Consider the following 20,255-nt stretch of genomic DNA (forward strand, 5'->3'; position numbering starts at 1 on the left):
TCGGTGCCAGCGACGTACAGCAGTACCTTGATGGCAGCTTCCCGCGCACGCAGGACGCGCTCGGCGGCCTGATCGCCCTGACGATGAGCCACCCGCAGCTGAGCCTTCCGGCCGGCGAGCGCTTGAACCTGGGCATGGATGTGGCACTGGCCACCGCCGGTGGTAGCCCGGCCAAACTTGGTACGGTGAAGCTGAGCAGCGGCCTGCGCTACGACGCGCAGACCCAGGGGTTCCACCTGCAGCAGCCGAGCGTGGATGACTTCACCCCGGCCAACCAGGGCGGTCGTCTCGACTCCCGTACCCGCGGCCTGCTCAACGCCTGGCTGAGCGACTACGCCCAGCGGGAGCCGATCTACAAGCTGGACCCGGCCGTGGCCGGCATGCTCGGCGCCCTGCAGGTGCAGTCGGCACAGGTGAAGAACGGCAAGCTGGTGGTCACCTTCAACCAGAACCTGGGCAACCTGGTGCCAGCGGGCCTGCTGGGCAAATAAGGTAGTGCCGGCCGCTGGCCGGCACGCGTCTCACTTGCGTGCCGGCCAGGGGCCGGCACTACCGGCAAGGCATCACGCGGCAAGTGCTTTTACCACCGCCTCGCTGAAGGCCGGAATGTCATCCGGCTTGCGGCTGGTGATCACGTTACCGTCGACCACCACCTCGGCATCGCGCCAGTTCGCCCCCGCATTGGTCAGATCCTGCTGCAGGGACGGCCAGGACGTCAGCGCGCGGCCATCGGCGAGGCCACTGTTGATCAGCAGCCACGGGCCATGGCAGATCGCCGCCACAGGCTTGCCTGCTTCGTCTACTGCGCGGACAAAGCCGAGTACAGCCTCGTCGGTACGCAGCGTGTCCGGATTGATGACCCCTCCCGGCAGCACCAGGGCATCGAAGCTGGCCGGATCGGCCTCATCCAGCGGAATATCCACTGCAACGGCGTCGCCCCAGTTCTTCTCTTTCCAGCCCTTGATCGTCGCCTCCTTTGCAGGCGACACGACGCTGACGCGCGCGCCTTCGGCTTCCAACAGCCGCTTGGGTTCGGTCAGTTCGGACTGTTCAAAGCCGTGGGTGGCAAGGATGGCAATCTGCTTGCCCTTCAATCGTTCTGCCATGGGTGCACTCCGGTTGGGGGTGCCGACAGAATGGAAGAACGGCCCTTGCAGGGCAGTGACCCTGCCGTGCACGGCAGGTGGAGAGCTCCAGGTGGTGCCGGCCGCTGGCCGGCACCTGCATCGCGCCATGCCGGCCAGCGGCCGGCCCTACCCGGTACCGGTCAGCGCTTGGGCTGCAGCATGGTGCCGGTGCACTTGGGCGAGCCGCAGCGGCACTCCCAGATCTTCTTCAGCTTGGCAGTGTGACGCTCGGCCAGTGTGATGCCGTAGTTGTAGGTCAGTTCCTCGCCGGGCGTGATGTCACGCAGCGCCTCGATGAACACCTTGTCACCGCGGCTGTCGCCGTCCTCGTCTTCCTCGATCACGGCCTCGCAGTTCGGCTCGCAGCTGTGGTTGATCCAGCGCGCGTCATTGCCTTTGTAGTTGGCATCGATTACCCAGTCGTCGTTCAGGGTGAACAGGAAGGTGTGGCCGCTTTCGACGTCGCCGCTGTCATCGGCATCAACATCGCCGTGGCTGCGCAGCAGGCCCTTGTACTGGATCACGCGCTCGCCCTGCTTGATCGGGGCCACGGCGAACACGCCGTTGCCATGGATGGCGGACTTGCGGGCTTGGATCTTCTTCGGCATCGGCACGGGCTGTTTGCAGCGGATGGAACCTGGATTCTCGCCCATTCCGGGTGATTGCGAAAATCACCCCGGTAGCGCAGCATGGCGCCCCGGCAACGGCCCGGCGCGTCCTCCGCCCGGCCCAGCGCCGGCTGAATGCCCGGGTTGGATGGCGGCGAATAAAAGCGTACAATTTCAGTCCGCTTTAAGAACCACTCGCATCCCCATGTTGCGTGTCACCAAGCTCACCGATTACGCCACCGTAGTACTGACCGTGCTTGCCGCCCGTCGGGGCGAGGTGCTCAGTGCCACCGAGCTGGCCGAATTCACCGGCCTGGAGCCGCCCACCGTCAGCAAGGTGCTCAAGCCACTGGCCCAGGCCGGCTTGGTCGAAGGCCTGCGCGGTGTCCGTGGCGGCTACCGCCTGACCCGCCCGGCCATCGAGATCTCGCTGTTCGAAGTGGTCGAAGCGATGGAAGGGCCGCTGGCCCTGACCGAATGCAGCCACGACCACCACCAGTGCGGCATGGCGCCCAAGTGCGGCGCGCGCAGCAGCTGGCGGCTGATCAACGACGTGGTCTCCGAGGCCCTGCGCGATGTCACCCTCGCCCAGATCCTGCCCCCTCTCCCCCTTGCCGATGACGAACAGCGCCGCACCATCGCTGTCGACGTCGTCTCCTGATCCACAGGCAGCCCCCCCATGGCCACCGAAACCATCGAAAACGTCGCCCACGACGACACCCCCAACCGCGAGATCCACGAGCAGCTCGGCCGCAAGTATTCGGCCGGCTTCATCACCGAGATCGAGTCGGACTCCCTGCCGCCGGGCCTGGACGAGGACACCATCCGTGCCCTGTCGGCCAAGAAGGACGAGCCGGAGTGGATGACGCAGTGGCGCCTGGACGCCTACCGCCACTTCCTGACCATGCCGATGCCGGACTGGGCCAAGCTGGAGATCGCCCCGATCGACCTGCAGGCGCTCAGCTACTACTCCGCGCCGAAGGGCCCGAAGTACGCCTCGCTGGATGACGTGCCCAAGGAGCTTCTGGACACATACGACAAGCTGGGCGTGCCGCTGCACGAGCGTGCCAAGCTGGCAGGCGTGGCGGTGGACGCGGTGTTCGACTCGGTGTCGGTCGGTACCACCTTCCGCAAGGAACTGGCCGAGAAGGGCATCATCTTCTGCTCAATGTCCGAGGCCATCAAGGAGCACCCGGAGCTGGTCCGCCAGTACCTGGGCACCGTGGTGCCGGTCGGCGACAACTACTTCGCCGCGCTCAACTCGGCGGTGTTCTCCGATGGCAGCTTCGTGTTCATCCCCAAGGGCGTGCGCTGCCCGATGGAGCTGAGCACCTACTTCCGCATCAACGCCGGCCACACCGGCCAGTTCGAGCGCACCCTGATCGTGTGTGAGGACAAGGCCTACGTGTCCTACCTGGAAGGCTGCACCGCGCCGATGCGCGACGAGAACCAGCTGCACGCCGCCGTGGTCGAGCTGGTCGCGCTGGAAGACGCGGAGATCAAGTACTCCACCGTGCAGAACTGGTACCCGGGCGACGAGAACGGCGTCGGCGGCATCTACAACTTCGTCACCAAGCGTGCCGAATGCCGTGGCGCGCGCAGCAAGGTCACCTGGACCCAGGTCGAGACCGGCTCGGCGATCACCTGGAAGTACCCGTCCTGCGTGCTGCTGGGCGACGACTCGGTGGGTGAGTTCCACTCCGTGGCGCTGACCCATCACCGCCAGCAGGCCGACACCGGCACCAAGATGATCCACGTCGGCAAGCGCACCAAGAGCAAGATCGTCAGCAAGGGCATCAGCGCCGGCCGCGGCCAGAACACCTACCGCGGCCTGGTGCGGGTGGACCGCAACGCCGATGGCGCGCGCAACTACACCCAGTGCGATTCGCTGCTGATCGGCAAGCAGTGCGGCGCGCACACCTTCCCCTACATCGAGGTGAAGAACCCGGGCGCCACCGTCGAGCACGAGGCCACCACCTCCAAGATCTCCGACGACCAGCTGTTCTACTGCCGCGCCCGTGGCATCAGCCAGGAAGACGCGGTGTCGATGATCGTCGACGGCTTCTGCAAGCAGGTGTTCCGCGAACTGCCGATGGAGTTCGCGGTGGAAGCCAAGAAGCTGCTGGAAGTCTCGCTGGAAGGTTCGGTGGGCTGACCGCCCGCCCCTGCCCCTCGCAAACGCATTCTCTTTACCGGCGGGCCGCGGCCCGCCCCACGGAAATCCCCACCATGCTGAAGATCGAAAACCTCCACGCCCGCATCGGCGACAAGGAAATCCTCAAGGGCCTGTCGCTGGACGTCCAGCCGGGCCAGGTGCACGCCATCATGGGCCCGAACGGCGCCGGCAAGTCCACCCTGGGCAATGTCCTGGCCGGCCGCGAAGGCTACGAAGTGACCGAAGGCAGCGTGCAGTTCGACGGCGTCGACCTGCTGGAGCAGGACCCGGAAGCGCGCGCCGCTGCCGGCCTGTTCCTGGCGTTCCAGTACCCGGTGGAGATCCCGGGCGTGAACAACACCTACTTCCTGCGCGCGGCACTGAACGCCCAGCGCAAGGCACGCGGTGAGGAGGAACTCGATTCCATGCAGTTCCTCAAGCTGGTGCGCCAGAAGCTGGCCGTGCTGCACCTGAAGGACGAACTGCTGCACCGTGGCGTCAACGAAGGCTTCTCCGGTGGCGAGAAGAAGCGCAACGAGATCTTCCAGCTGGCCGTGCTGGAACCGAAGCTGGCGATCCTGGACGAAACCGACTCGGGCCTGGACATCGATGCACTGAAGAGCGTGGCCGATGGTGTCAACGCACTGCGCGCTGCTGATCGCTCGTTCCTGGTCATCACCCACTACCAGCGCCTGCTGGACTACATCAAGCCGGACGTGGTGCACGTGCTGGCCGATGGCCGCATCGTCAAGACCGGTGGCCCGGAACTGGCCCTGGAACTGGAAGCGCACGGCTATGATTTCCTGAAGGACCGGGTCGTGCCCGAGGCGGCGGTCTGATGAGCGCCTTGCTTGATTCGATGGCCCAGGCCTTCTGCGGCAGCGATGCGCGCCGCGAAGTGCTGGATGCGGCCCTGCGTGACGGCCTGCCGGCCGCCCGCAACGAGGCTTGGAAGTACACCTCGCTGCGGCAGCTGGAACGCCGTGCGTTCGCTGCGGCACCGCTGCAGGGCCCGGCGCTGGACGCCGCCCTGCTGGACGACATCCCGGCGCCGCGCTTGGTGTTCGTCAACGGCCGCCTCGATGCCGCGCTGAGCGACGTGCAGGCCCTCCCGGCCGGCGTGCAGCTGCAGCCGCTGTCGGCCGCACTGGCCGCTGGCGAAGACGCCGTGCGTTTCCTTGGCCGCCGCTACGAGCGCAGCGAGGAGATCTTCGCCCGCCTGAATGCCGCGCTGGCCGATGAAGGCGTGGTGCTGCGCGTGGATGAAGGCGTGCAGGTCGACGTGCCGCTGCAGCTGGTGTTCGCCAGCGTCGCCGGCGACACCGACCTGGCCTGGCATCACCGCCACCTGATCGAACTGCGTGCCGGCGCCAGCCTGGGCGTGGTCGAGCACCGCTTCAGCGTGGGCGACTCCGCCCACCTGGACAACACCGTGCTGCATGCCCACGTCGCTCGCGATGCCGTGCTCAAGCACGCCCGCGTGCAGGCCGGCAGCGCGCGCCAGACCAGCTTCCTGCGCACCGACGCGGTGCTGGCCCGCGACGCGCAGTACCACCGCGTGGACCTGGAACTGGGCGCCGCGCTCAGCCGCCATGAACTGAACGTGCGCCTGAAAGGCGACAATGCCCAGCTGACCGCCAACGGCGTGCTGCTTGGCAATGGCCGCCGCCACGTCGAAACCCGCCTGGGTATCGACCACATCGCACGCGATACCGCCTGCGAACTGCTGTGGCGCGGCGTCGCCGCCAACCGCAGCCGCGTGGTGTTCCATGGTGGCATCCAGATCCGCGAAGGCGCCGATGGCACCGACGCGAACCTGTCCAACAAGAACCTGCTGCTGTCGGCCGACGCCGAGATCGACACCCAGCCGACGCTGGTGATCGACGCCGACGAAGTGAAGGCCGCGCATGGCGCGACCGTTGGCCAGCTCGATGCCAACGCGCTGTTCTACCTGCGCTCGCGCGGCCTGCCGCAGGCACAGGCGCAGGCACTGCTGAGCGCCGCGTTCTGCCACGAGCCGTTGAAGATCCTGCCGGACGCACTGCGTGCGCAGCTGGCGCACCGTCTGGACAAGGCGCTGGCCGAGGCAGGTGTGGCATGAACCTGTCCACGCCGCGCCCGATCGAAGAACGCACCGGCGCCCCCGACTGGGACCGCGTCCGCCTCGACTTCCCGCTGCTGATGCGTGAAGTGCATGGCAAGCCGCTGGTCTATTTCGACAATGCCAACACCGGCCAGAAGCCGGTGCAGGTGATCGGCGCGGTGGACGAGTTCTACCGCCGCTACAACGCCAACGTCAGCCGCGCGGTGCATGCACTGGGCAGCGAAGCCACCGACGCTTACGAAGGCGCACGCAACACGCTGGCGCGCTTCCTCAACGTGCGGCCCAGCGACCTGGTGCTGTGCAGCGGCACCACCTTCGCCATCAACGTGGTGGCCTATTCGTGGGCGCTGCCGCGGCTGAAGGCCGGCGACGTGATCCTGATCACGCGCATGGAGCACCACGCCAACATCGTGCCGTGGCAGCTGGTCGCGCAGCGTACCGGCGCCACCATCCGCGTGGCCGAGATCACGCCTGACGGCGCACTCGATCTGGATGCGCTGCGCGCGGCGATGACCCCGGAGGTCAAGCTGCTGGCCGTCACCCACGTCTCCAACGTGCTGGGCACGGTCAACCCGGTGCGCGAGATCTGCCGCGAAGCGCGCAAGCGCGGCATCATCACCGTGGTCGATGGCTCGCAGGCCGTGCCGCACCGCAAGGTCGATGTCGCCGCGATCGGCTGCGACTTCTACGCCATCACCGGCCACAAGATGTGCGGCCCGACCGGTACCGGCGCACTGTGGGCGCGCCGCGAGCACCTGGACGCGATGCCGCCGTTCCTCGGTGGCGGCGAGATGATCAAGGAAGTCAGCTTCGACGGCACCGTGTTCAACGATGCCCCGCACAAGTTCGAAGCCGGCACCCCGAACATTGCCGGTTTCATCGGCCTGGGTGTGGCTGCCGACTACCTGCAGCAGCTTGGGCAGGAGAACGTGGAAGCACGCGAAGCCGAACTGCTGGCGCACTTCACCGAAGAGCTGCGCCGCGTCGACGGCCTGCGCATCATCGGCGAAGCGCCGGAGAAGGCTGCGGTGGTCTCGTTCCTGATCGACGGTGCGCATGCCCATGACTTGGCGACCCTGCTCGACCTGGAAGGCGTGGCCGTGCGCTCGGGCCAGCACTGCGCACACCCGCTGCTGCAGTACTTCGGCGTCGCGGCTACCTGCCGTGCCTCGCTGGCGTTCTACAACACGCATGCCGAGATCGAGCGGTTCATGACCGCACTGACCAAGGTGCGGAAGCTGCTGGGCTGAGGATTCGCCAGAATCAGGGAACTACGAGAACGCCGCAGGGAACTGCGGCGTTTTTTATTGCGCGCTGGACGCAAGCAAGCAGAGGCGTAACGGGGAAATGCTGAGTGATGCCAGGAACGGGCAATCTCACCCTAATGCCGATCCATCCATCATCAACGGCCTTGAGACACCGTCTTCTACATGCCAACAAGCATGGATACCCCGGAGGCAATCAAGAAAACGTACATCATCACGACGCCCCTCAACACCCACCGTTCCCCCTGATGGAGCGTCTGCCCTTTGGAAGTAAGGGCAAGCACTGCAATACCGCGCAAGCACCTAAGCCACCAATCAACCTTGATGATTCCGACTGCAGCGAGTACTTCCGGCCGTTCACGCTCGATTTTCAGCAACATTCTGTGAGCCGCAAATGCATTTATCCACATGGCACCTAGGATGATGGAAGCCCAAATGGGGAAGCTCTCAACAAGGCTTTTCATCGTTCTTCACCCTGGCTACGCGCTATAAAAACTCGTCAAACAGGCGCCGAAGATCAAATCAATCCGCAATTTCTGCAATACGGCAAACCCCTCCACCCACATCCGCCTCAACTCTGACGTACAGATTATTCGTAAAATACACATCCCCATGGCAAACCACGCGGACACTGCTCTCGTAGTAAGTTACAAGAAGTGAGGAATCAGTAGCGACCTCAGGCTTCACAACCCTGCTTTCACCGACAGGAATTGATCCTACGCCTACCACACCACCGCCAACCTCCAAGCTGACGCCATAAATCACGCCCCTTCCAACATTCTTTACAACAATCACCGGATCCGACAACCAATCACAACCCTGCAACCCCAGCGAAAGAACCACAGCAGCCAGGCATGATTGGATTCGACCACTCCACGCGGTTGAGTGCTCAGCATCCAACTTGCAGTTCGCCATTTCTTGCAGCCTCCGAACATTGAAACGACTTCCTGTGCGACTGCCGGAGCCACACAAGCCACGGCCCCACCGCGAGTACCACCCGAATCAACAGCAAACAGAGCCATTCATGGCTTAGTCCCAATTCAATACGCCGCGGGTGACGGAAAAGCCTGCGGAGCATGCCGAACAATCACCGGCGTTGCAGGCCCTTTGAAGCTACTCCATCACATAGCGCCCGCACACCCAATCTTCTACGTAGCAATCAGCTATGGATTCGATGCGTTCAAGGGCGCAAGAAGACCCTTGACGTACCCACCGAGGCCAACTACGTCCTCAGCTGTACCAATCAGGTCCCGTCGCATCATCTTCTCGACATGCTCTACACCACCAAGTCGCGCGACAACATCCGCAAGGAAAGTGACATCTCCCGCAAATAACGTCACGTCCTGATCCAGCTTTACAACCCAGCGACCATCACGCGAAAACAAGAAATGATCACGCATGAAGTTCCCATCTTCCAACCAGTAGGAGCGCAGGCCATCCAGACCTCGCTCAATTTCCACGGGGTTTCCGCCGTCGGAGCTCTCTGAACATCGAACCGCGCACATCGCGATATCTGCAAAGTGCTCCGAAAGTGCGCTCAGCCACGCCACCCAAACATCATTCGGAGCAAAATCCTCATACAGGTTGCGATCAAACGCCATCCCAGCCCAGTCTTCCCGGAGGAGAGGGAGATCCGGAGGGTTAGAGTTTGAGAGAGATGCCGCAATGAAATCTGGCCAGCAACATGTATTTTTCATAGCTTCTCTGAATGCACTCAAGCCCACTCATCAATACTCCGCCTAACGGCCAACACCTGTGCTTCGGCATAGCGGGGATCGCGAATACGGATATCGGCATCATCAAGATAGTGCCATATCACGTGAGGAACACCGATTTCATACGAACTTGACCGAAGCACGTTCTTGATAAATTCCGCCCTCTGGTACCAGCTAGACACCTGCTCCACGGAAGCAGGCTCGGATTCCAAAAGCCTCCGCAGACAGGCTAGAACGAGATTCTTTACATCGATAGCGCTCAATGCGAAACCTCGTATTCTTCAACCAAGCGGAAATTGCCCCAAAGCCTATCGACGTGATCGATCAGCTCGCAATGACACAGACGCAATCGCGCGACGTGTAGAATTGAACAGCCCAGGAGTGAAATGGCGTACTGTGATATCTGTGACTCTGCCAGCCATCGAGAATGTTCCGAAGTCTCTGTCTGGCAAGTGTCAATCCTAACATGGAGACCATGCGATCACATGTTAGGCGCGCCTGTGGATCATCCCGCTTTCCTGCCACAGAAGGCAGAAATGAAAGCACATAACGCCATTTCCACAACCTATCACTCACTTCAGATCTTCAAGATTGACGAGCACATCTCCAAATTCCGCACGTGGAACGGGACCAGGGATTCGTAGGGAGCGAACTTCAAGGGGGGCGTGAATTTCGCCAAGCAGCAGATCACCTGTCGAATTGTCACTCTCCCTTGTCCTGAACACCCCGATTATCGAGACCCATGAATACGCGTATTCATCAAATACGCTTTGCTGCAGATCTATTGGCCCTCTAATTCGAACTTGGGTCTCCTCAGTCACTCCGGCCTCAAACAACTCTTTGCTTGAATTCAGTACAAAGAGCTCCCGGCTCACGCCGAGATAGCCCTCCATCCGCACCAACTTTCCATCGAATAGCCGGGGCGTAGCAGCCAGTTCCCGGAAGCTGACCCGGCAGGCGGAGCTGCCCTCAACGCCACAGGTCGTTCCAAACGGTACGCCCACACCTTCTTGATACCTGCAACCAGCCCCATAAAAAAAAAAACAATAACCACGAAAAACCGGAAATCAACATTCACGCCCACACCCCCGCGTCGCCATCCAGCGCCATGGGATACCGCTCACTTTCGCTGCACTCCCACAAACCGCCCCTCCTCTGCCAGCCGAAAAATTCGCAGAATCATTGATAGCCAAGTTCATCAACAACAGCCTTGCACTTGGAATCCAAATCGACATGAAATGATTTCAACTCCTCGGACGGTAGTTTCCCGTCGTCCGAGCGATGCATTACTGCATATCCGCGCAGACCTACCACCGTCCCCTCAGGAGCAATGTCGTAGACATCCCCACCCCACCCCCGCGACGACTTTACATAGTCAGCCACCACCAAAAGACAGTTGTCATCCAGCCGACCGCTTCCTATTTCATGTAGCGAACAACCAGCGACAGATACAAGACATAGCACTGAAGTGCGCGCAAACCCTTGAAGAACCATCGCTGGTCGTCGGCATCGAGATGAACTTGTGGATTTCACAGCACTCCCGCCACTTGTCGAGAAACCCAGGAAGGAACACCGTGGGCCGCGTGTCCACCCGCGTTTGCGGTGGTGATTCTATCAATAGCGCGTCAGCCACTGTTTGACGACAACGTGCTCCCATTCTACTTGGGATAGCCTTTCGCCCATCACCCCTTCAGCCATGACCATCCGAACCACCTCACCAGAAAGCTCATACACCGTACGCTCGATGACATTTCCATTGACAGCGGTAATCATCGCCGGTGAAGCCAACGCATCGGTGCAAGTGTACATGACCACTTCATCGGCAGCGCCCAGCACTATATACAGGCCATGCGCACCAACACCGCAATTGCCGCCCGAATCAGTGGAAAGCCAGCCCCTTTTCCTTCCGACAGCCCACCCTCGACCTCTCGGCAATAATCGTCACACACTCATTCAAAGGAAGCCCACAGGTGTCAGCCGACTTGACGACACCATAACGATCGACCAAGACGAAATATACCCTTAACCTTTCGCTTCCATCCTGATCAAATGATCTCCTGACATCAATTAAATGCACCCTGCATATTGTGCTTCTGGCACATTTTCGAAAGAATTGAAAACTGACTCGAGCGCCAGTTCGTATTGATTAGCCGCTGCGTTTCCCGGATCATGATTCATGACCACATCCAAACGTTCATCTCTTCCGCCACAGGCGGCAATTCCTAAAAAACAAAGCGCCGCCACAATAATACCGGCAAGCCACCCAAAGCGATCAAGCACTTGGGAATTTCTCAATGAAATACCTCCCAAAACTTGGCGCACCCGCAATCTACATCCTTTCACAGAACCCGAGCATTCGCTTCACAATGATCGAGGCACACTGGCGTTCGCCAATACCACAAGTCCCCGCAGTCAAGAGTTTCCCGCCACCATCAGTCAATACATAGAAAATCCTTCTATTTCTTCGCCCCTCCCGAGAGAGTTCGAGCTGCGATACCACTAACTCTGCATTCACTTCCCGCTCCCCATCCACGGGGCGCGAATGTATGAGTTCATCCTATCAGCATGGATCTTCTGAGATGAGGAGCTGTCGTGGTCCTGGTTGGCCACCCGAAGAAGACAACCGCGGTCCTGCACACAGGAGGCAAGAAGCAGCATCGGTAAGGCAGCAGATAGAGAAATTATGATCTTCATCGAGACCTGCCCAACCAATAACCTCGTGTTCAAACCAGAATGCGCTCCGCACCACCCGTTCCTATCATCGAATCCGAACGAATTATTATCGGCATTCGCGCAACTGCTGCCTCTAATTGGAGAGCCCCACCCCGCAAGGTGGAACCCCGACCCGTTCATGCCGCAATCTCTGAAGATCCATCTCCATCAGTTCGCGCGTAGTCTCCGGCGGATCAAGACGCAAGCCTTCCTCGAGGATTTGCATTGCGCGCTTACAGTCCCCCCCGCCTTGCTCAAGGGAGAGGAACAGTGCCAATCGCTGCATTGAACTAACGTCCATTCGTGCGACCCCCTCCTCAAGCCAGTAGCGATACCGCTCCATGTCGCCACGCGTCGAGTAGTGCCATTCGAGCTTTAGACGGGCCTCTGCATTCCCGTTTTCAGCCATCGAAATCTGACGTTCCAATTCTTCCTCGGAAAGGGCCAAACTTGGCGCTTCATCATGTTTCTCATTTCGGGAAAGCCGCTCTTCCTGGGGCTCCCCGTTACCGCAGCCAACAAGCAGCAAAGACAAAACAACGGAATTCGAAAGAATTTTCATTGCTTCACCTTCACCGTTTCTATTCTACGAATTCTGGACCCCAATTCAGGCTCAGCAAACTGATAGGATATTGAACCATCAGCTTTGATCGTAATCGAACGAATGGCGGGACCCGTCGGCCCCGTCCCTCCAGGCGAGAACCTTTGCCATACACCTGCACCTCCGGTTCCGTTCTCACCCATACTGACACGGAGCGTCATATCATCTCCAGGCTTGTAGTTTTTTGGATAGCGAACGAATCCGTTGGGAGCATATACGGACGACTTATTCAGGTTCGCCCATCCCTGAGCAAAAGCCTTTGCCTGACCGATTTCCGCCCCAAGGTGGCAACCTGCCATGAATATTTCCTGGCCCTGTTTTAGCCCAAACTGGGTCCGAGCCATATCCCATGAGCTGACTGTGGAGTAGTTTTCCATGCGCCCCCCTCGCTGGTCCTGAATGACCATGTTATTGGCGTGCCCTGCGACCGTGAACTTGCCCGGAATGTTGAGCGCATCTCCTGCCGCTCTCAGCCCGTTCGGATCAGCTTCACTGAACACGTTCATGTCTGCCCTGCCGTCCGGATCCTTGAACTTATACGGATTGGCAGAAGCGTAGCGATAGCGATTGAATGAAGCCCCTTCCGAACTAGCTGCAACTGGATCAGCCCCCAGAAATGCGACAGTTTGGAAGTCATAGTACCGCTGCTGCATGTAACTCAGCCCGGTCTCCGAGTCCGTCACATGCCCCGTATATCCCGGCCCATCCTTCAACGGCCGATTCACCACCGCCCCATACGGCTCATACACCGTACGCTCGATGACGTTTCCGCTGGCATCGGTGATCGCCACCGGTGAACCCAGTGCATCAGTGTGGATGTACTCGACGACTTCCTGTGCGACCGCCGGAGCCACACAGGCCGCCAGCACCACCACCGCGAGTACCGCCCGAATCAACAGCGAACAGAGTCCATTCATGGCTTAGTCCCAGTTCAATACGCCACGGGTGACGGGGAAGTCTGCGGACCATGCCGAACAACCACCGGCGTTGCAGGCCCTGACAATGTAGAGACTGGCGCAGTAGGTCCCGCCGCTCGACTGCACGTAGGTATTGGGGCCGGTGTACAGGCGCCGTCCAGCTCCGGAAGGCTCAAGCTGATACTCCGTTGCCCCCGGAACCGCGCGCCAGCCGACGCTGCATTGCACCTGATAGGGCGCCTTGCGCGTGCTGAGCCACTCCGCCACGTAGATCTGAGTGGCCGCAGGAGGAAGCACCACGGAGACACTGGCGATACCCGAGTAGGGACTGCACCCCGCGAAATTGCATGCCCTCACCCGGTAGGCATAGCTGCCATTGCCACGGCTGGCACCAAAGCTGTTCCCGCCGCCGTTATGCACCACCGTCCAGCCACCACCGTTGGCACTCTCCTCCAGCACGAAGCTCTCGCTGTTGGCCGGCACCGACCAGCTCAGGCTGTACTGCGGCACGTTCACCAGGCCCGGCGCGCTGATCACCGGCTCGATCGTCGGCGGTCCGATCACCGCTACCGTCGACGTGGCCGACCACGGTCCGCAGCCTGCGCCATTGCAGGCGGCAACCCGATAGCCATAGCTGCCGACCCCGCGCGCAGCGGTGGCATAGGAACCCGCGTTGCCGTCGAACAGCGTGACCCATCCACCACCATTGCTGCTTTCCTGCAGGGTGTAGCGCGTGGCACCAGCCACCCCGTTCCAGCCGATGCCGATACTGCCCGGCGCAGCGCGTGCCGGCGCAGAAAGACCTGGCGCAGTGGCAGGCGGATACACCACCGTCACCGCAGCCGTGGCGCTGTATCCCGTGCACCCCACCGGGTTACATGCGCGAACCCGGTAGTTGTAGCTTCCCGCTGCCTTGCCACTGAAGGCCTTGGACTGACCAATGGCGTTGTGCACCTGGGCCCAAGCGCCACCATTGGCGCTTTCCTCCAGCTCATAGCGCTCGGCACCGGAAGCCGCAGACCACCCCACGCTGTAGCTGCCATTGAAGGCCGTGGCAGGCACGTTCAAGGTCGGTACGGTGGATGGCGCCAGTGCCACGGCCACTGATGCGACATTGCTCCATCCGCCGCACACCGCCCGGCAGCCGCGCACCCGGAACTGATAGGTTCCCGTGACCAGGCCGGTGCTGGTGAACGATTGCGCCGCGCCATCAAAGACCGTGCTCCAGGTGCCCGCAAGGGCGCGCTGCAGCTCATAGCGGTTGGCACCACCGGCCGGGCTCCAGGTCAGGTTCACGCTGCCCTGGGTGATGTAGCCCGGCGCACTCAGCGCGGGAACGCTGGGTGCGGCTTCGCCATGCACCTGGGACACCAGGCTGCCTGACAGGTAGAGATAGTCGGTCTGTTTGCCGGTACGTTCGTTGCGCTGGAATCGCAGCACACCGCCGTTGTCGTAGAACGAATAGATCGCCCCCTTGCCACTGGCGCTGGCCTTCACCCGGCGCCCGTGGGCGTCGTACTCGTAACTCTCTGCTGTACCCGCCGCACGCAGTCGGTTGCCGTAATCAAACGCGAAAGCCTGGCCATTGCGCACCGATAGATTGCCCTGCACGTCATAGCCAAGACCGGTCACGGTTGCCCCAGTTCCGGTTTCGATCACGTTGACCAGCCGATTGGTCGGATCGAAATAGTGCGTACGATCGCGGCTGCCGACCTTGGCACGGCGCAGGTTGTCCAGCGCGTCATACTCATACAATGCGTTGCCGAAGCCCGGTGCAGTGACCGTCCGCAACCGGTCCAGGCCGTCATAGGTCATGTCCCGGTTACCGGGCGCCCCGGGCAGGCCATCGGAAATGGCCATCACGTTGCCGCCAGCATCGTAGTCGTAGCTGTCATCCAGCACTGCGGCCGCTGCAGTGGCATCGCGGCTGCGGTCGGGCAGCCCGCGGGCATTCTGGGTCAACGTGTGCACGATCCCGTTGCCATAGACAAAGCGGGCCAACGCGCCATTGGCAAAGTAACTGGCCTCCTTTGCATAGCCGCCGACCGTCGTCGCCCGACCCAGTGCATCCGGCGCATAGCTGACGACACGTCCCCCCGGATAGGTATTGCTGGCCAGTGTGCCGTTGGCATCGTAGCCATAGGCCAGGCTCAGGCTTCCCAGATCCGGATGCTGCAGGGTTTCGCCGCTGAGCAGGCGGCGGCGGTTGTACTGGTAGCGGTTGACGACCATCGGCCGGGCCGGGTCGTTCTGCGTACTGATCTCGGCAGGCAGACCATCAGGCGCGTAGGACCAGTTCTGATTTCCGCGCCCATCCGGGAAGATCAGGGTCGACAGGCGGTTGGCAGCATCGTAACTACGCTTCACCGCACGTCCACTGGCCAGCGCTTCACTGCGGTTGCAGTCGGTGGTGCTGGTCAAACCCGTGCCGGCCGCCGACCACAGCACGTTGCCTGCCGCGTCGTAGTCCTGCACGGTCGCGCCGGTTTCCGGTTCGATGGTCTTGCACAGCTGCTGGTAGCCGTCATAGACGTAGCGGCGGGTCAGCGACTGGCTGCCGTCTGCACTGCGGCGGGTGATCGCCAGCGGCTTGCCAAACGTGTCTCGCTGGATCTCGGTCACCACGCCTTCCGGGTGCTGCAGCGTCAGCGGCATCTCATAGCTGGGCTGGTCGTAGGCAAGATGGCGTGTCGTCGTCGCCTGGCCTCGCGGGTTGGTCACTTTCACCGACAGATTGCCCACGTACTCGGTGCGGGTAACCAGCGCCCCCAGCTCGGACGATTGACTGACCACGGTGGGGCGGCCCAACGCGTCGTACTGCGTCGTGGTGCCGGCCAGGGCGGCATTGATATCGGAGAGCTGCCGCGTGGGATACGAGGCAAACACGGTCTTGCCGCTGGTGTCGTAGCGGGTCACCACGGCGCTGTCCAGCACGTTGTTGGCGTTTTCGGTCACCAGCACCGGGCGGAACATCGCATCCAGGTAGGTATCCGTGCGCCGTCCGCCCTGCGTGCGGGAGTGCTTCCACGCACCGGCTGGCACCCCGAGCTGCGCGCCACCCAGCCGCTGCAGGTCCATGGTTACGCCATTCCAGTTCACGCTGTCGCCGCCAGGGAACTGCTGGCTGCGCAGCCTGCCCATGCTGTCGTAGCTGAAGCTGGTGGTTGCGCCGGTTTCGTCGGTCAGCGAGGTGATCCAACCGTTGTCGTCGACGACAACCGTGCGCACTGCACCATTGGGCGCTTCGGGCGTGGCCGGCATGCGGAGCTGCTGCGGAACACCACGCTTCCATCCCGACAGATGGCTGGTATTTCCACGGCCATCGGCCACCGATGCAACCGTGCCGTCGGCTGCGTAGGTCACCTGCTGCACCAGGCGGCCGAATGCATAGGCGCGCAGCGGCAGCGCTTTGGTCGTATCGAATTCGGTGCGGGACTGCTCGATGCCATTGAGCGCACTGCGCGCCGTCTGGCCGTTCACCCATAGCGCGGGATTGTCGTAGTAACTGGTACTGCTAGTGCGACTCTGGCCGGCGGAATTCGCTTCGACAACGGTGACTTCGCGCGCAAATGCATCAAAGGCCTGCACGGTGCGGGTGAACTGCACGCCATCCTGTTCCACAACGGTGGATTGGACGGGGCGGTTGTAATGGGCCTTGAGATCGTTGGCACCGTACTTGAAGTCCTTGCCGGCCTCCTTCGGGAAGGGCGCCGCATCCAGCTGGGCATCCGGATAGTAGTTGTTGCGGTCAATGCGCACGACCGCGCCACCCGATCGCGTTGTCGTGGACAGCAACAGGCCGTCGTTGTAGGCAACTTCCTTGCCGAACTCATAGACGCGAACGACACCATCGGGCAGCGTTTCAGTGGTGATCTTCGGCTCTGCCTGGCCCACCGGGATTACTGGACCGCCCAGGTCCTGGGCGAAAGCACCGTTGAGATTGGTGTATTGATAAGTCCACTGTGCAGTGGGCATGCCCGGACCGCTGATGGTCTTGGTCACCAGCGACATTGCGTCACGGTAGACCGGCGTGTAGTTCCAGCCATCGGCAAACAGGTGATTGTCGCCAGAGGTCTGGCAATCCAGCTTTACATTCTTGCGCCCGTGGCGGAACGGGCGGAACAGGAACGTTCCCAGCGCACCCGACGGATGCTGGATGCTCAGGGTGATCTCGCTGGGCACGATCTTGTTGACGCGCGAGCATGTGGCCGGGTAGTCCATGTACTCCCAGATGCTCTGCCCGATGTAGTCGGCATACTTGTGGGTGACTGACAGCGGCGGCAGGTTGTAGACCCATTGGGTTCCGTCCGGCAGCGTCACTGTCCGCAGGATATCGGCCTCCGTGTACCCGTAAGTCCAGGTGCGCCCTGCAGCGGTTGCGGACGCGATCAGTCCTTTCGCGTTGTAGGCCAGGCTGATCTCGCGGCCATCGTTGGCAACCATGCGCAACAGCCGGTCGCCACTCCACTCGTAGCGCACCCAGTTGCCGAAGCGATCCACAACCTGCGATGGGTACAGGAACACACGCTTTCGATTCAGCAGTGCATTGCTTTCTGGCCCGTAGGGTTGCAGCGTCGCACCGTTGTGGGGCTTGGCGACCATCCAGTCGAAGTAGTACTTGGTGCCGTCGGGAGCATGGCCAAGGAAGCCTTGCCCCGGCTGTCCACTCTTCAGGGCGGTCAGGCAGCTGAACGTCCAGCCGCCCTTGGTATTCCAAGGCGCCGGTTCGCCAAACTGTGGCTGCGGCTGGCGCGCATCACCGCTGCCTCCCAGGACCGGCTCACCGCCACCGCCTGGCAGGGAAAGGCGCACGCCGTCCCAGAATGTAGTGGGACTGAAATTGACGGTCTGGGTTTGGCGACGGTTCCAGACCTCCAGCGCTGGGGGCGCCGCCACCGTACTGCAGCGCGCAGCAGGCGCCCAGTAGCCGACAGCAGCGGTCTCCGGCAGATCACCATAGACGCCGGACATGGACGGAATATCCAGATCCCAATCCGAGAATGGGCTCTCACCGCTGCCATCGCCATCGCTGTAGCTGCGGCCCAGGGTCATCGTCAGGCTGCCATTGCCCGGAATCGAAATATCCGTGGCTTTGAAACTGATCGAGCCGTCGTAGAGATTGACCTGCTCGCCGAAGATCTCGCCCTTCAGCGGTTCGACAAGGTCCCCGTACTTCAGTCGCTTGTCGTACTCCTGCCGCCAGGTGGGAACGATCTGGGCGGAAACGCCGACCGGTGCCAGCACGCACAGGGCAACGACACCGAGAAGCAGACCCTTGGCAGCCATTGCCGCGCGCGGATGAGAAATGAGGCCAGACTGCATGCAGATCCTCCCTGGATCGACGTCCCTGTGTGCCCCACCCGCGCCGAACGGCGGTTGGCCTTCGACCAGGCGGCACCCACGCCGGCAGACAGCCACGCGTTGCTTAACGGTGGGCGGGTGCTGGCCACAGATATGAACGAATAATGAAGATGGCGTCAAGTCCACGTATTGGCCACACTCGGCAAAGTCACGTCAGCCAGCAGCCTCCCGCGCCCTTCCCCGCCCCACATAGAATGTCCCCATGAGCACCCTGACCTTCCGCGCCGCCACGCCGGCCGACATCCCCGCCCTGATCGCCCTCGTCACCTCGGCCTACCGCGGCGATGCCAGCCGCGTCGGCTGGACCACCGAAGCCGACCTGCTGGACGGCGCCCGCATCGACGCCGAAGGCATCCAGGCCGACCTGGACCGCCCGCGCTCCACCATCCTGCTGGCCGAGCGCGGGGACCAGCTGGTGGCCTGCGCCCATGTCGCCGATGTCGACGGCAAGGGCTATTTCGGCATGTTCTCGGTCGACCCGGCCCAGCAGGGTGGCGGCGTTGGCAAGCAGCTGATGGACGCCGCCGAAGCGCACGCCGCACGCGAATGGAACGTGCCGGTGATGCAGATGACGGTGATCGACGTGCGCGACGAACTGATCGCCTTCTACGAGCGTCGCGGCTACAGCCGCACCGGCATCAAGAAGCCGTTCCCGTATGGCGACGAGCGTTTCGGCATCCCCAAGCGCGACGACCTGCGCTTCGAGATCCTTGAAAAGCCGTTGACCGGAGCAGTCGCGTGAGCGAGGCCTGGACCTTTGTCTGTGCCGGCGCCGAGCTGTTGCCGGGCGAAATGAAGAGTGTGTTCGACGAGGTGACCGGCACGCCGATCGTGGTATTCAACCTCGACGGCGAGCTGTACGCCCTGGAAGACCAGTGCACGCATGAAGAGTTCGAGCTGTCCTCGGGCGAGTTCAACACCACCGAAGGCAGTGTGGAGTGCGTGCTGCACGGGGCGCGCTTCGACGTGCGTGACGGGCGCGCTTTGTGCGCGCCGGCCTACAGCCCTGTGCCCAAGTTTCCGGTGAAGCGCGAGCACGACGCCATCTGGACCCGCGACGACCGGGATTGAGGCGGCGCTCCGCCCGGAGAGATCATTCACGGGGCGCCCCGCCAGAGAGCATCAACCCATGGGGTGGATCTACCGGAAGGCCATGAGGACCCTTCCAGGGCGCTCCGTGGCCGCCTCGGGGGGGGCGCCACGCCCGTACATGCGAATCATTATCGTTGATGTTATTCTACGTAACATCTTCGTAACGACTCCGCCTCCGCGCCATGGCTTCGCCCGCGCCCACCGCCACGCTGTGCCAGCTTGCCCGTCAAGGGTGGCCGCTGCTTGTGGCCGTGCTGCTGACGCTGCTGCTGGGCTGGTCGGCACTGCACGAAGGACGCGACAACGGCCCTGCTGCCAACGGCTGGCAGGCACACGCTGAAGATCTGCAGCAGGTCATGCCGATGCCGGCCCCGCCGGCGGACGAGTGCCCGCACCCTGCCGCGCCAGCACCGGAGCCGCCGCTGGATGGCGAGGGCACCACGCCCTGTACCGGACTGGCTCCCCCGCGCGCCGCCCTGGTCGTGCATGTTCCGCTGTGGCGCTCCAACGCCCTGCGCTGGCAGCTGCACGATCCCGCGCTGCGGTTGAACCCCGGCCACGCACCGCCCGCACCGCACGCCAGCTGAGGCGCCCTGCG

Annotated in this window: 20 protein-coding genes; 9 read left to right on the plus strand and 11 right to left on the minus strand. The window is 62.2% G+C overall.

Annotated features, from left to right (window positions below):
* The coding region (locus tag BN1263_RS02250; RefSeq protein WP_058979318.1) for a YceB family lipoprotein at positions 1-491 on the plus strand (491 nt) is incomplete at its 5' end.
* A gap of 72 nt (positions 492-563) precedes the next feature.
* Here BN1263_RS02250 and BN1263_RS02255 read toward each other — a convergent pair.
* Together BN1263_RS02255 and BN1263_RS02260 are read right to left on the minus strand one after the other, a co-directional pair.
* Positions 564-1,106: a type 1 glutamine amidotransferase domain-containing protein gene (locus tag BN1263_RS02255; RefSeq protein WP_019659400.1), complete on the minus strand. Its 543-nt coding sequence runs from the start codon at positions 1,104-1,106 to the stop codon at positions 564-566.
* Between the two features lie 161 nt (positions 1,107-1,267).
* The gene (locus tag BN1263_RS02260) at positions 1,268-1,735 is read right to left on the minus strand and encodes an SET domain-containing protein (RefSeq protein ID WP_026346957.1); all 468 of its coding nucleotides are present in this window, start codon (positions 1,733-1,735) and stop codon (positions 1,268-1,270) included.
* Between the two features lie 205 nt (positions 1,736-1,940).
* On the opposite strand from BN1263_RS02260, the gene BN1263_RS02265 reads away from it, so the two are divergent.
* From BN1263_RS02265 to BN1263_RS02285, 5 genes are all read left to right on the plus strand, one after another.
* The gene (locus BN1263_RS02265; RefSeq protein WP_058979320.1) at positions 1,941-2,396 is read left to right on the plus strand and encodes an SUF system Fe-S cluster assembly regulator; all 456 of its coding nucleotides are present in this window, start codon (positions 1,941-1,943) and stop codon (positions 2,394-2,396) included.
* Positions 2,397-2,414: 18 nt separating this feature from the next.
* Positions 2,415-3,890: a Fe-S cluster assembly protein SufB gene (gene sufB, locus BN1263_RS02270; protein WP_005408435.1), complete on the plus strand. Its 1,476-nt coding sequence runs from the start codon at positions 2,415-2,417 to the stop codon at positions 3,888-3,890.
* A 74-nt stretch (positions 3,891-3,964) separates the two neighbouring features.
* Positions 3,965-4,729 carry a Fe-S cluster assembly ATPase SufC gene (sufC, locus tag BN1263_RS02275; protein ID WP_058979323.1) on the plus strand — a complete coding sequence of 255 codons (765 nt, stop codon included), beginning with the start codon at positions 3,965-3,967 and terminating at the stop codon, positions 4,727-4,729.
* Positions 4,729-5,991, plus strand: a complete 1,263-nt coding sequence (gene sufD / locus BN1263_RS02280; RefSeq protein WP_058979325.1) for a Fe-S cluster assembly protein SufD — start codon at positions 4,729-4,731, stop codon at positions 5,989-5,991. Before sufC ends, sufD begins: the two co-directional genes overlap by 1 nt.
* The gene (locus BN1263_RS02285) at positions 5,988-7,244 is read left to right on the plus strand and encodes a cysteine desulfurase (RefSeq protein WP_058979327.1); all 1,257 of its coding nucleotides are present in this window, start codon (positions 5,988-5,990) and stop codon (positions 7,242-7,244) included. The genes sufD and BN1263_RS02285 overlap by 4 nt, the downstream gene beginning before the upstream one ends.
* Positions 7,245-7,420: 176 nt before the next feature.
* Here BN1263_RS02285 and BN1263_RS02290 read toward each other — a convergent pair whose 3' ends face one another.
* The 9 genes from BN1263_RS02290 to BN1263_RS02310 form a co-directional block, all read right to left on the minus strand.
* Positions 7,421-7,723 carry a hypothetical protein gene (locus tag BN1263_RS02290; protein ID WP_021203140.1) on the minus strand — a complete coding sequence of 101 codons (303 nt, stop codon included), beginning with the start codon at positions 7,721-7,723 and terminating at the stop codon, positions 7,421-7,423.
* 58 nt (positions 7,724-7,781) lie between these two features.
* On the minus strand, positions 7,782-8,174 hold the full coding sequence (locus BN1263_RS20350) for a hypothetical protein (RefSeq protein WP_144435314.1): 393 nt from the start codon (positions 8,172-8,174) through the stop codon (positions 7,782-7,784).
* 248 nt (positions 8,175-8,422) lie between these two features.
* A complete protein-coding gene (locus BN1263_RS02295; RefSeq protein WP_058979329.1) occupies positions 8,423-8,860 on the minus strand; it encodes a hypothetical protein in 438 nt (145 codons plus the stop codon).
* Between the two features lie 686 nt (positions 8,861-9,546).
* Positions 9,547-9,867 carry a hypothetical protein gene (locus tag BN1263_RS20355; RefSeq protein WP_019659407.1) on the minus strand — a complete coding sequence of 107 codons (321 nt, stop codon included), beginning with the start codon at positions 9,865-9,867 and terminating at the stop codon, positions 9,547-9,549.
* Between the two features lie 721 nt (positions 9,868-10,588).
* The gene (locus tag BN1263_RS02300) at positions 10,589-10,783 is read right to left on the minus strand and encodes a hypothetical protein (protein ID WP_058979331.1); all 195 of its coding nucleotides are present in this window, start codon (positions 10,781-10,783) and stop codon (positions 10,589-10,591) included.
* A 258-nt stretch (positions 10,784-11,041) separates the two neighbouring features.
* Complete coding sequence (locus BN1263_RS20360; RefSeq protein WP_144435315.1) at positions 11,042-11,296, minus strand: hypothetical protein; 255 nt, start codon at positions 11,294-11,296, stop codon at positions 11,042-11,044.
* A 484-nt stretch (positions 11,297-11,780) separates the two neighbouring features.
* Complete coding sequence (locus BN1263_RS02305; protein ID WP_054171181.1) at positions 11,781-12,248, minus strand: hypothetical protein; 468 nt, start codon at positions 12,246-12,248, stop codon at positions 11,781-11,783.
* Positions 12,245-13,204, minus strand: coding sequence for an RHS repeat domain-containing protein (locus tag BN1263_RS19910; RefSeq protein ID WP_080398764.1), 960 nt, complete (start codon positions 13,202-13,204; stop codon positions 12,245-12,247). Before BN1263_RS19910 ends, BN1263_RS02305 begins: the two co-directional genes overlap by 4 nt.
* Positions 13,205-13,207: 3 nt before the next feature.
* Positions 13,208-18,526: an RHS repeat domain-containing protein gene (locus BN1263_RS02310; RefSeq protein WP_058979335.1), complete on the minus strand. Its 5,319-nt coding sequence runs from the start codon at positions 18,524-18,526 to the stop codon at positions 13,208-13,210.
* 241 nt (positions 18,527-18,767) lie between these two features.
* Here BN1263_RS02310 and BN1263_RS02315 point away from each other — a divergent pair, with 241 nt between their 5' ends.
* From BN1263_RS02315 to BN1263_RS02325, 3 genes are all read left to right on the plus strand, one after another.
* Positions 18,768-19,307: a GNAT family N-acetyltransferase gene (locus BN1263_RS02315; protein WP_021202565.1), complete on the plus strand. Its 540-nt coding sequence runs from the start codon at positions 18,768-18,770 to the stop codon at positions 19,305-19,307.
* Entirely contained in the window at positions 19,304-19,636 is a 333-nt protein-coding gene (locus BN1263_RS02320) for a non-heme iron oxygenase ferredoxin subunit (protein WP_010483575.1), read from the plus strand. The genes BN1263_RS02315 and BN1263_RS02320 overlap by 4 nt, the downstream gene beginning before the upstream one ends.
* Positions 19,637-19,839: 203 nt before the next feature.
* Positions 19,840-20,244: a hypothetical protein gene (locus BN1263_RS02325; RefSeq protein WP_058979337.1), complete on the plus strand. Its 405-nt coding sequence runs from the start codon at positions 19,840-19,842 to the stop codon at positions 20,242-20,244.
* Positions 20,245-20,255: the final 11 nt, after the last annotated feature.

Origin of the sequence: Stenotrophomonas thermophila, assembly GCF_001499715.1 — a bacterium.
Taxonomy (GTDB): Bacteria; Pseudomonadota; Gammaproteobacteria; order Xanthomonadales; family Xanthomonadaceae; genus Stenotrophomonas; species Stenotrophomonas hibiscicola.

What these genes read in the sequence shown, in the direction of transcription:
- BN1263_RS02255 (WP_019659400.1), bottom strand. Translation starts at nt 1,106, where the DNA reads ATGGCAGAACGATTGAAGGGCAAGCAGATTGCCATCCTTGCCACCCAC.
- BN1263_RS02260 (WP_026346957.1), bottom strand. Translation starts at nt 1,735, where the DNA reads ATGCCGAAGAAGATCCAAGCCCGCAAGTCCGCCATCCATGGCAACGGC.
- BN1263_RS02265 (WP_058979320.1), top strand. Translation starts at nt 1,941, where the DNA reads ATGTTGCGTGTCACCAAGCTCACCGATTACGCCACCGTAGTACTGACC.
- sufB (WP_005408435.1), top strand. Translation starts at nt 2,415, where the DNA reads ATGGCCACCGAAACCATCGAAAACGTCGCCCACGACGACACCCCCAAC.
- sufC (WP_058979323.1), top strand. Translation starts at nt 3,965, where the DNA reads ATGCTGAAGATCGAAAACCTCCACGCCCGCATCGGCGACAAGGAAATC.
- sufD (WP_058979325.1), top strand. Translation starts at nt 4,729, where the DNA reads ATGAGCGCCTTGCTTGATTCGATGGCCCAGGCCTTCTGCGGCAGCGAT.
- BN1263_RS02285 (WP_058979327.1), top strand. Translation starts at nt 5,988, where the DNA reads ATGAACCTGTCCACGCCGCGCCCGATCGAAGAACGCACCGGCGCCCCC.
- BN1263_RS02290 (WP_021203140.1), bottom strand. Translation starts at nt 7,723, where the DNA reads ATGAAAAGCCTTGTTGAGAGCTTCCCCATTTGGGCTTCCATCATCCTA.
- BN1263_RS20350 (WP_144435314.1), bottom strand. Translation starts at nt 8,174, where the DNA reads ATGGCGAACTGCAAGTTGGATGCTGAGCACTCAACCGCGTGGAGTGGT.
- BN1263_RS02295 (WP_058979329.1), bottom strand. Translation starts at nt 8,860, where the DNA reads ATGGCGTTTGATCGCAACCTGTATGAGGATTTTGCTCCGAATGATGTT.
- BN1263_RS20355 (WP_019659407.1), bottom strand. Translation starts at nt 9,867, where the DNA reads ATGGAGGGCTATCTCGGCGTGAGCCGGGAGCTCTTTGTACTGAATTCA.
- BN1263_RS02300 (WP_058979331.1), bottom strand. Translation starts at nt 10,783, where the DNA reads ATGTACACTTGCACCGATGCGTTGGCTTCACCGGCGATGATTACCGCT.
- BN1263_RS02305 (WP_054171181.1), bottom strand. Translation starts at nt 12,248, where the DNA reads ATGAAAATTCTTTCGAATTCCGTTGTTTTGTCTTTGCTGCTTGTTGGC.
- BN1263_RS19910 (WP_080398764.1), bottom strand. Translation starts at nt 13,204, where the DNA reads ATGAATGGACTCTGTTCGCTGTTGATTCGGGCGGTACTCGCGGTGGTG.
- BN1263_RS02310 (WP_058979335.1), bottom strand. Translation starts at nt 18,526, where the DNA reads ATGCAGTCTGGCCTCATTTCTCATCCGCGCGCGGCAATGGCTGCCAAG.
- BN1263_RS02315 (WP_021202565.1), top strand. Translation starts at nt 18,768, where the DNA reads ATGAGCACCCTGACCTTCCGCGCCGCCACGCCGGCCGACATCCCCGCC.
- BN1263_RS02325 (WP_058979337.1), top strand. Translation starts at nt 19,840, where the DNA reads ATGGCTTCGCCCGCGCCCACCGCCACGCTGTGCCAGCTTGCCCGTCAA.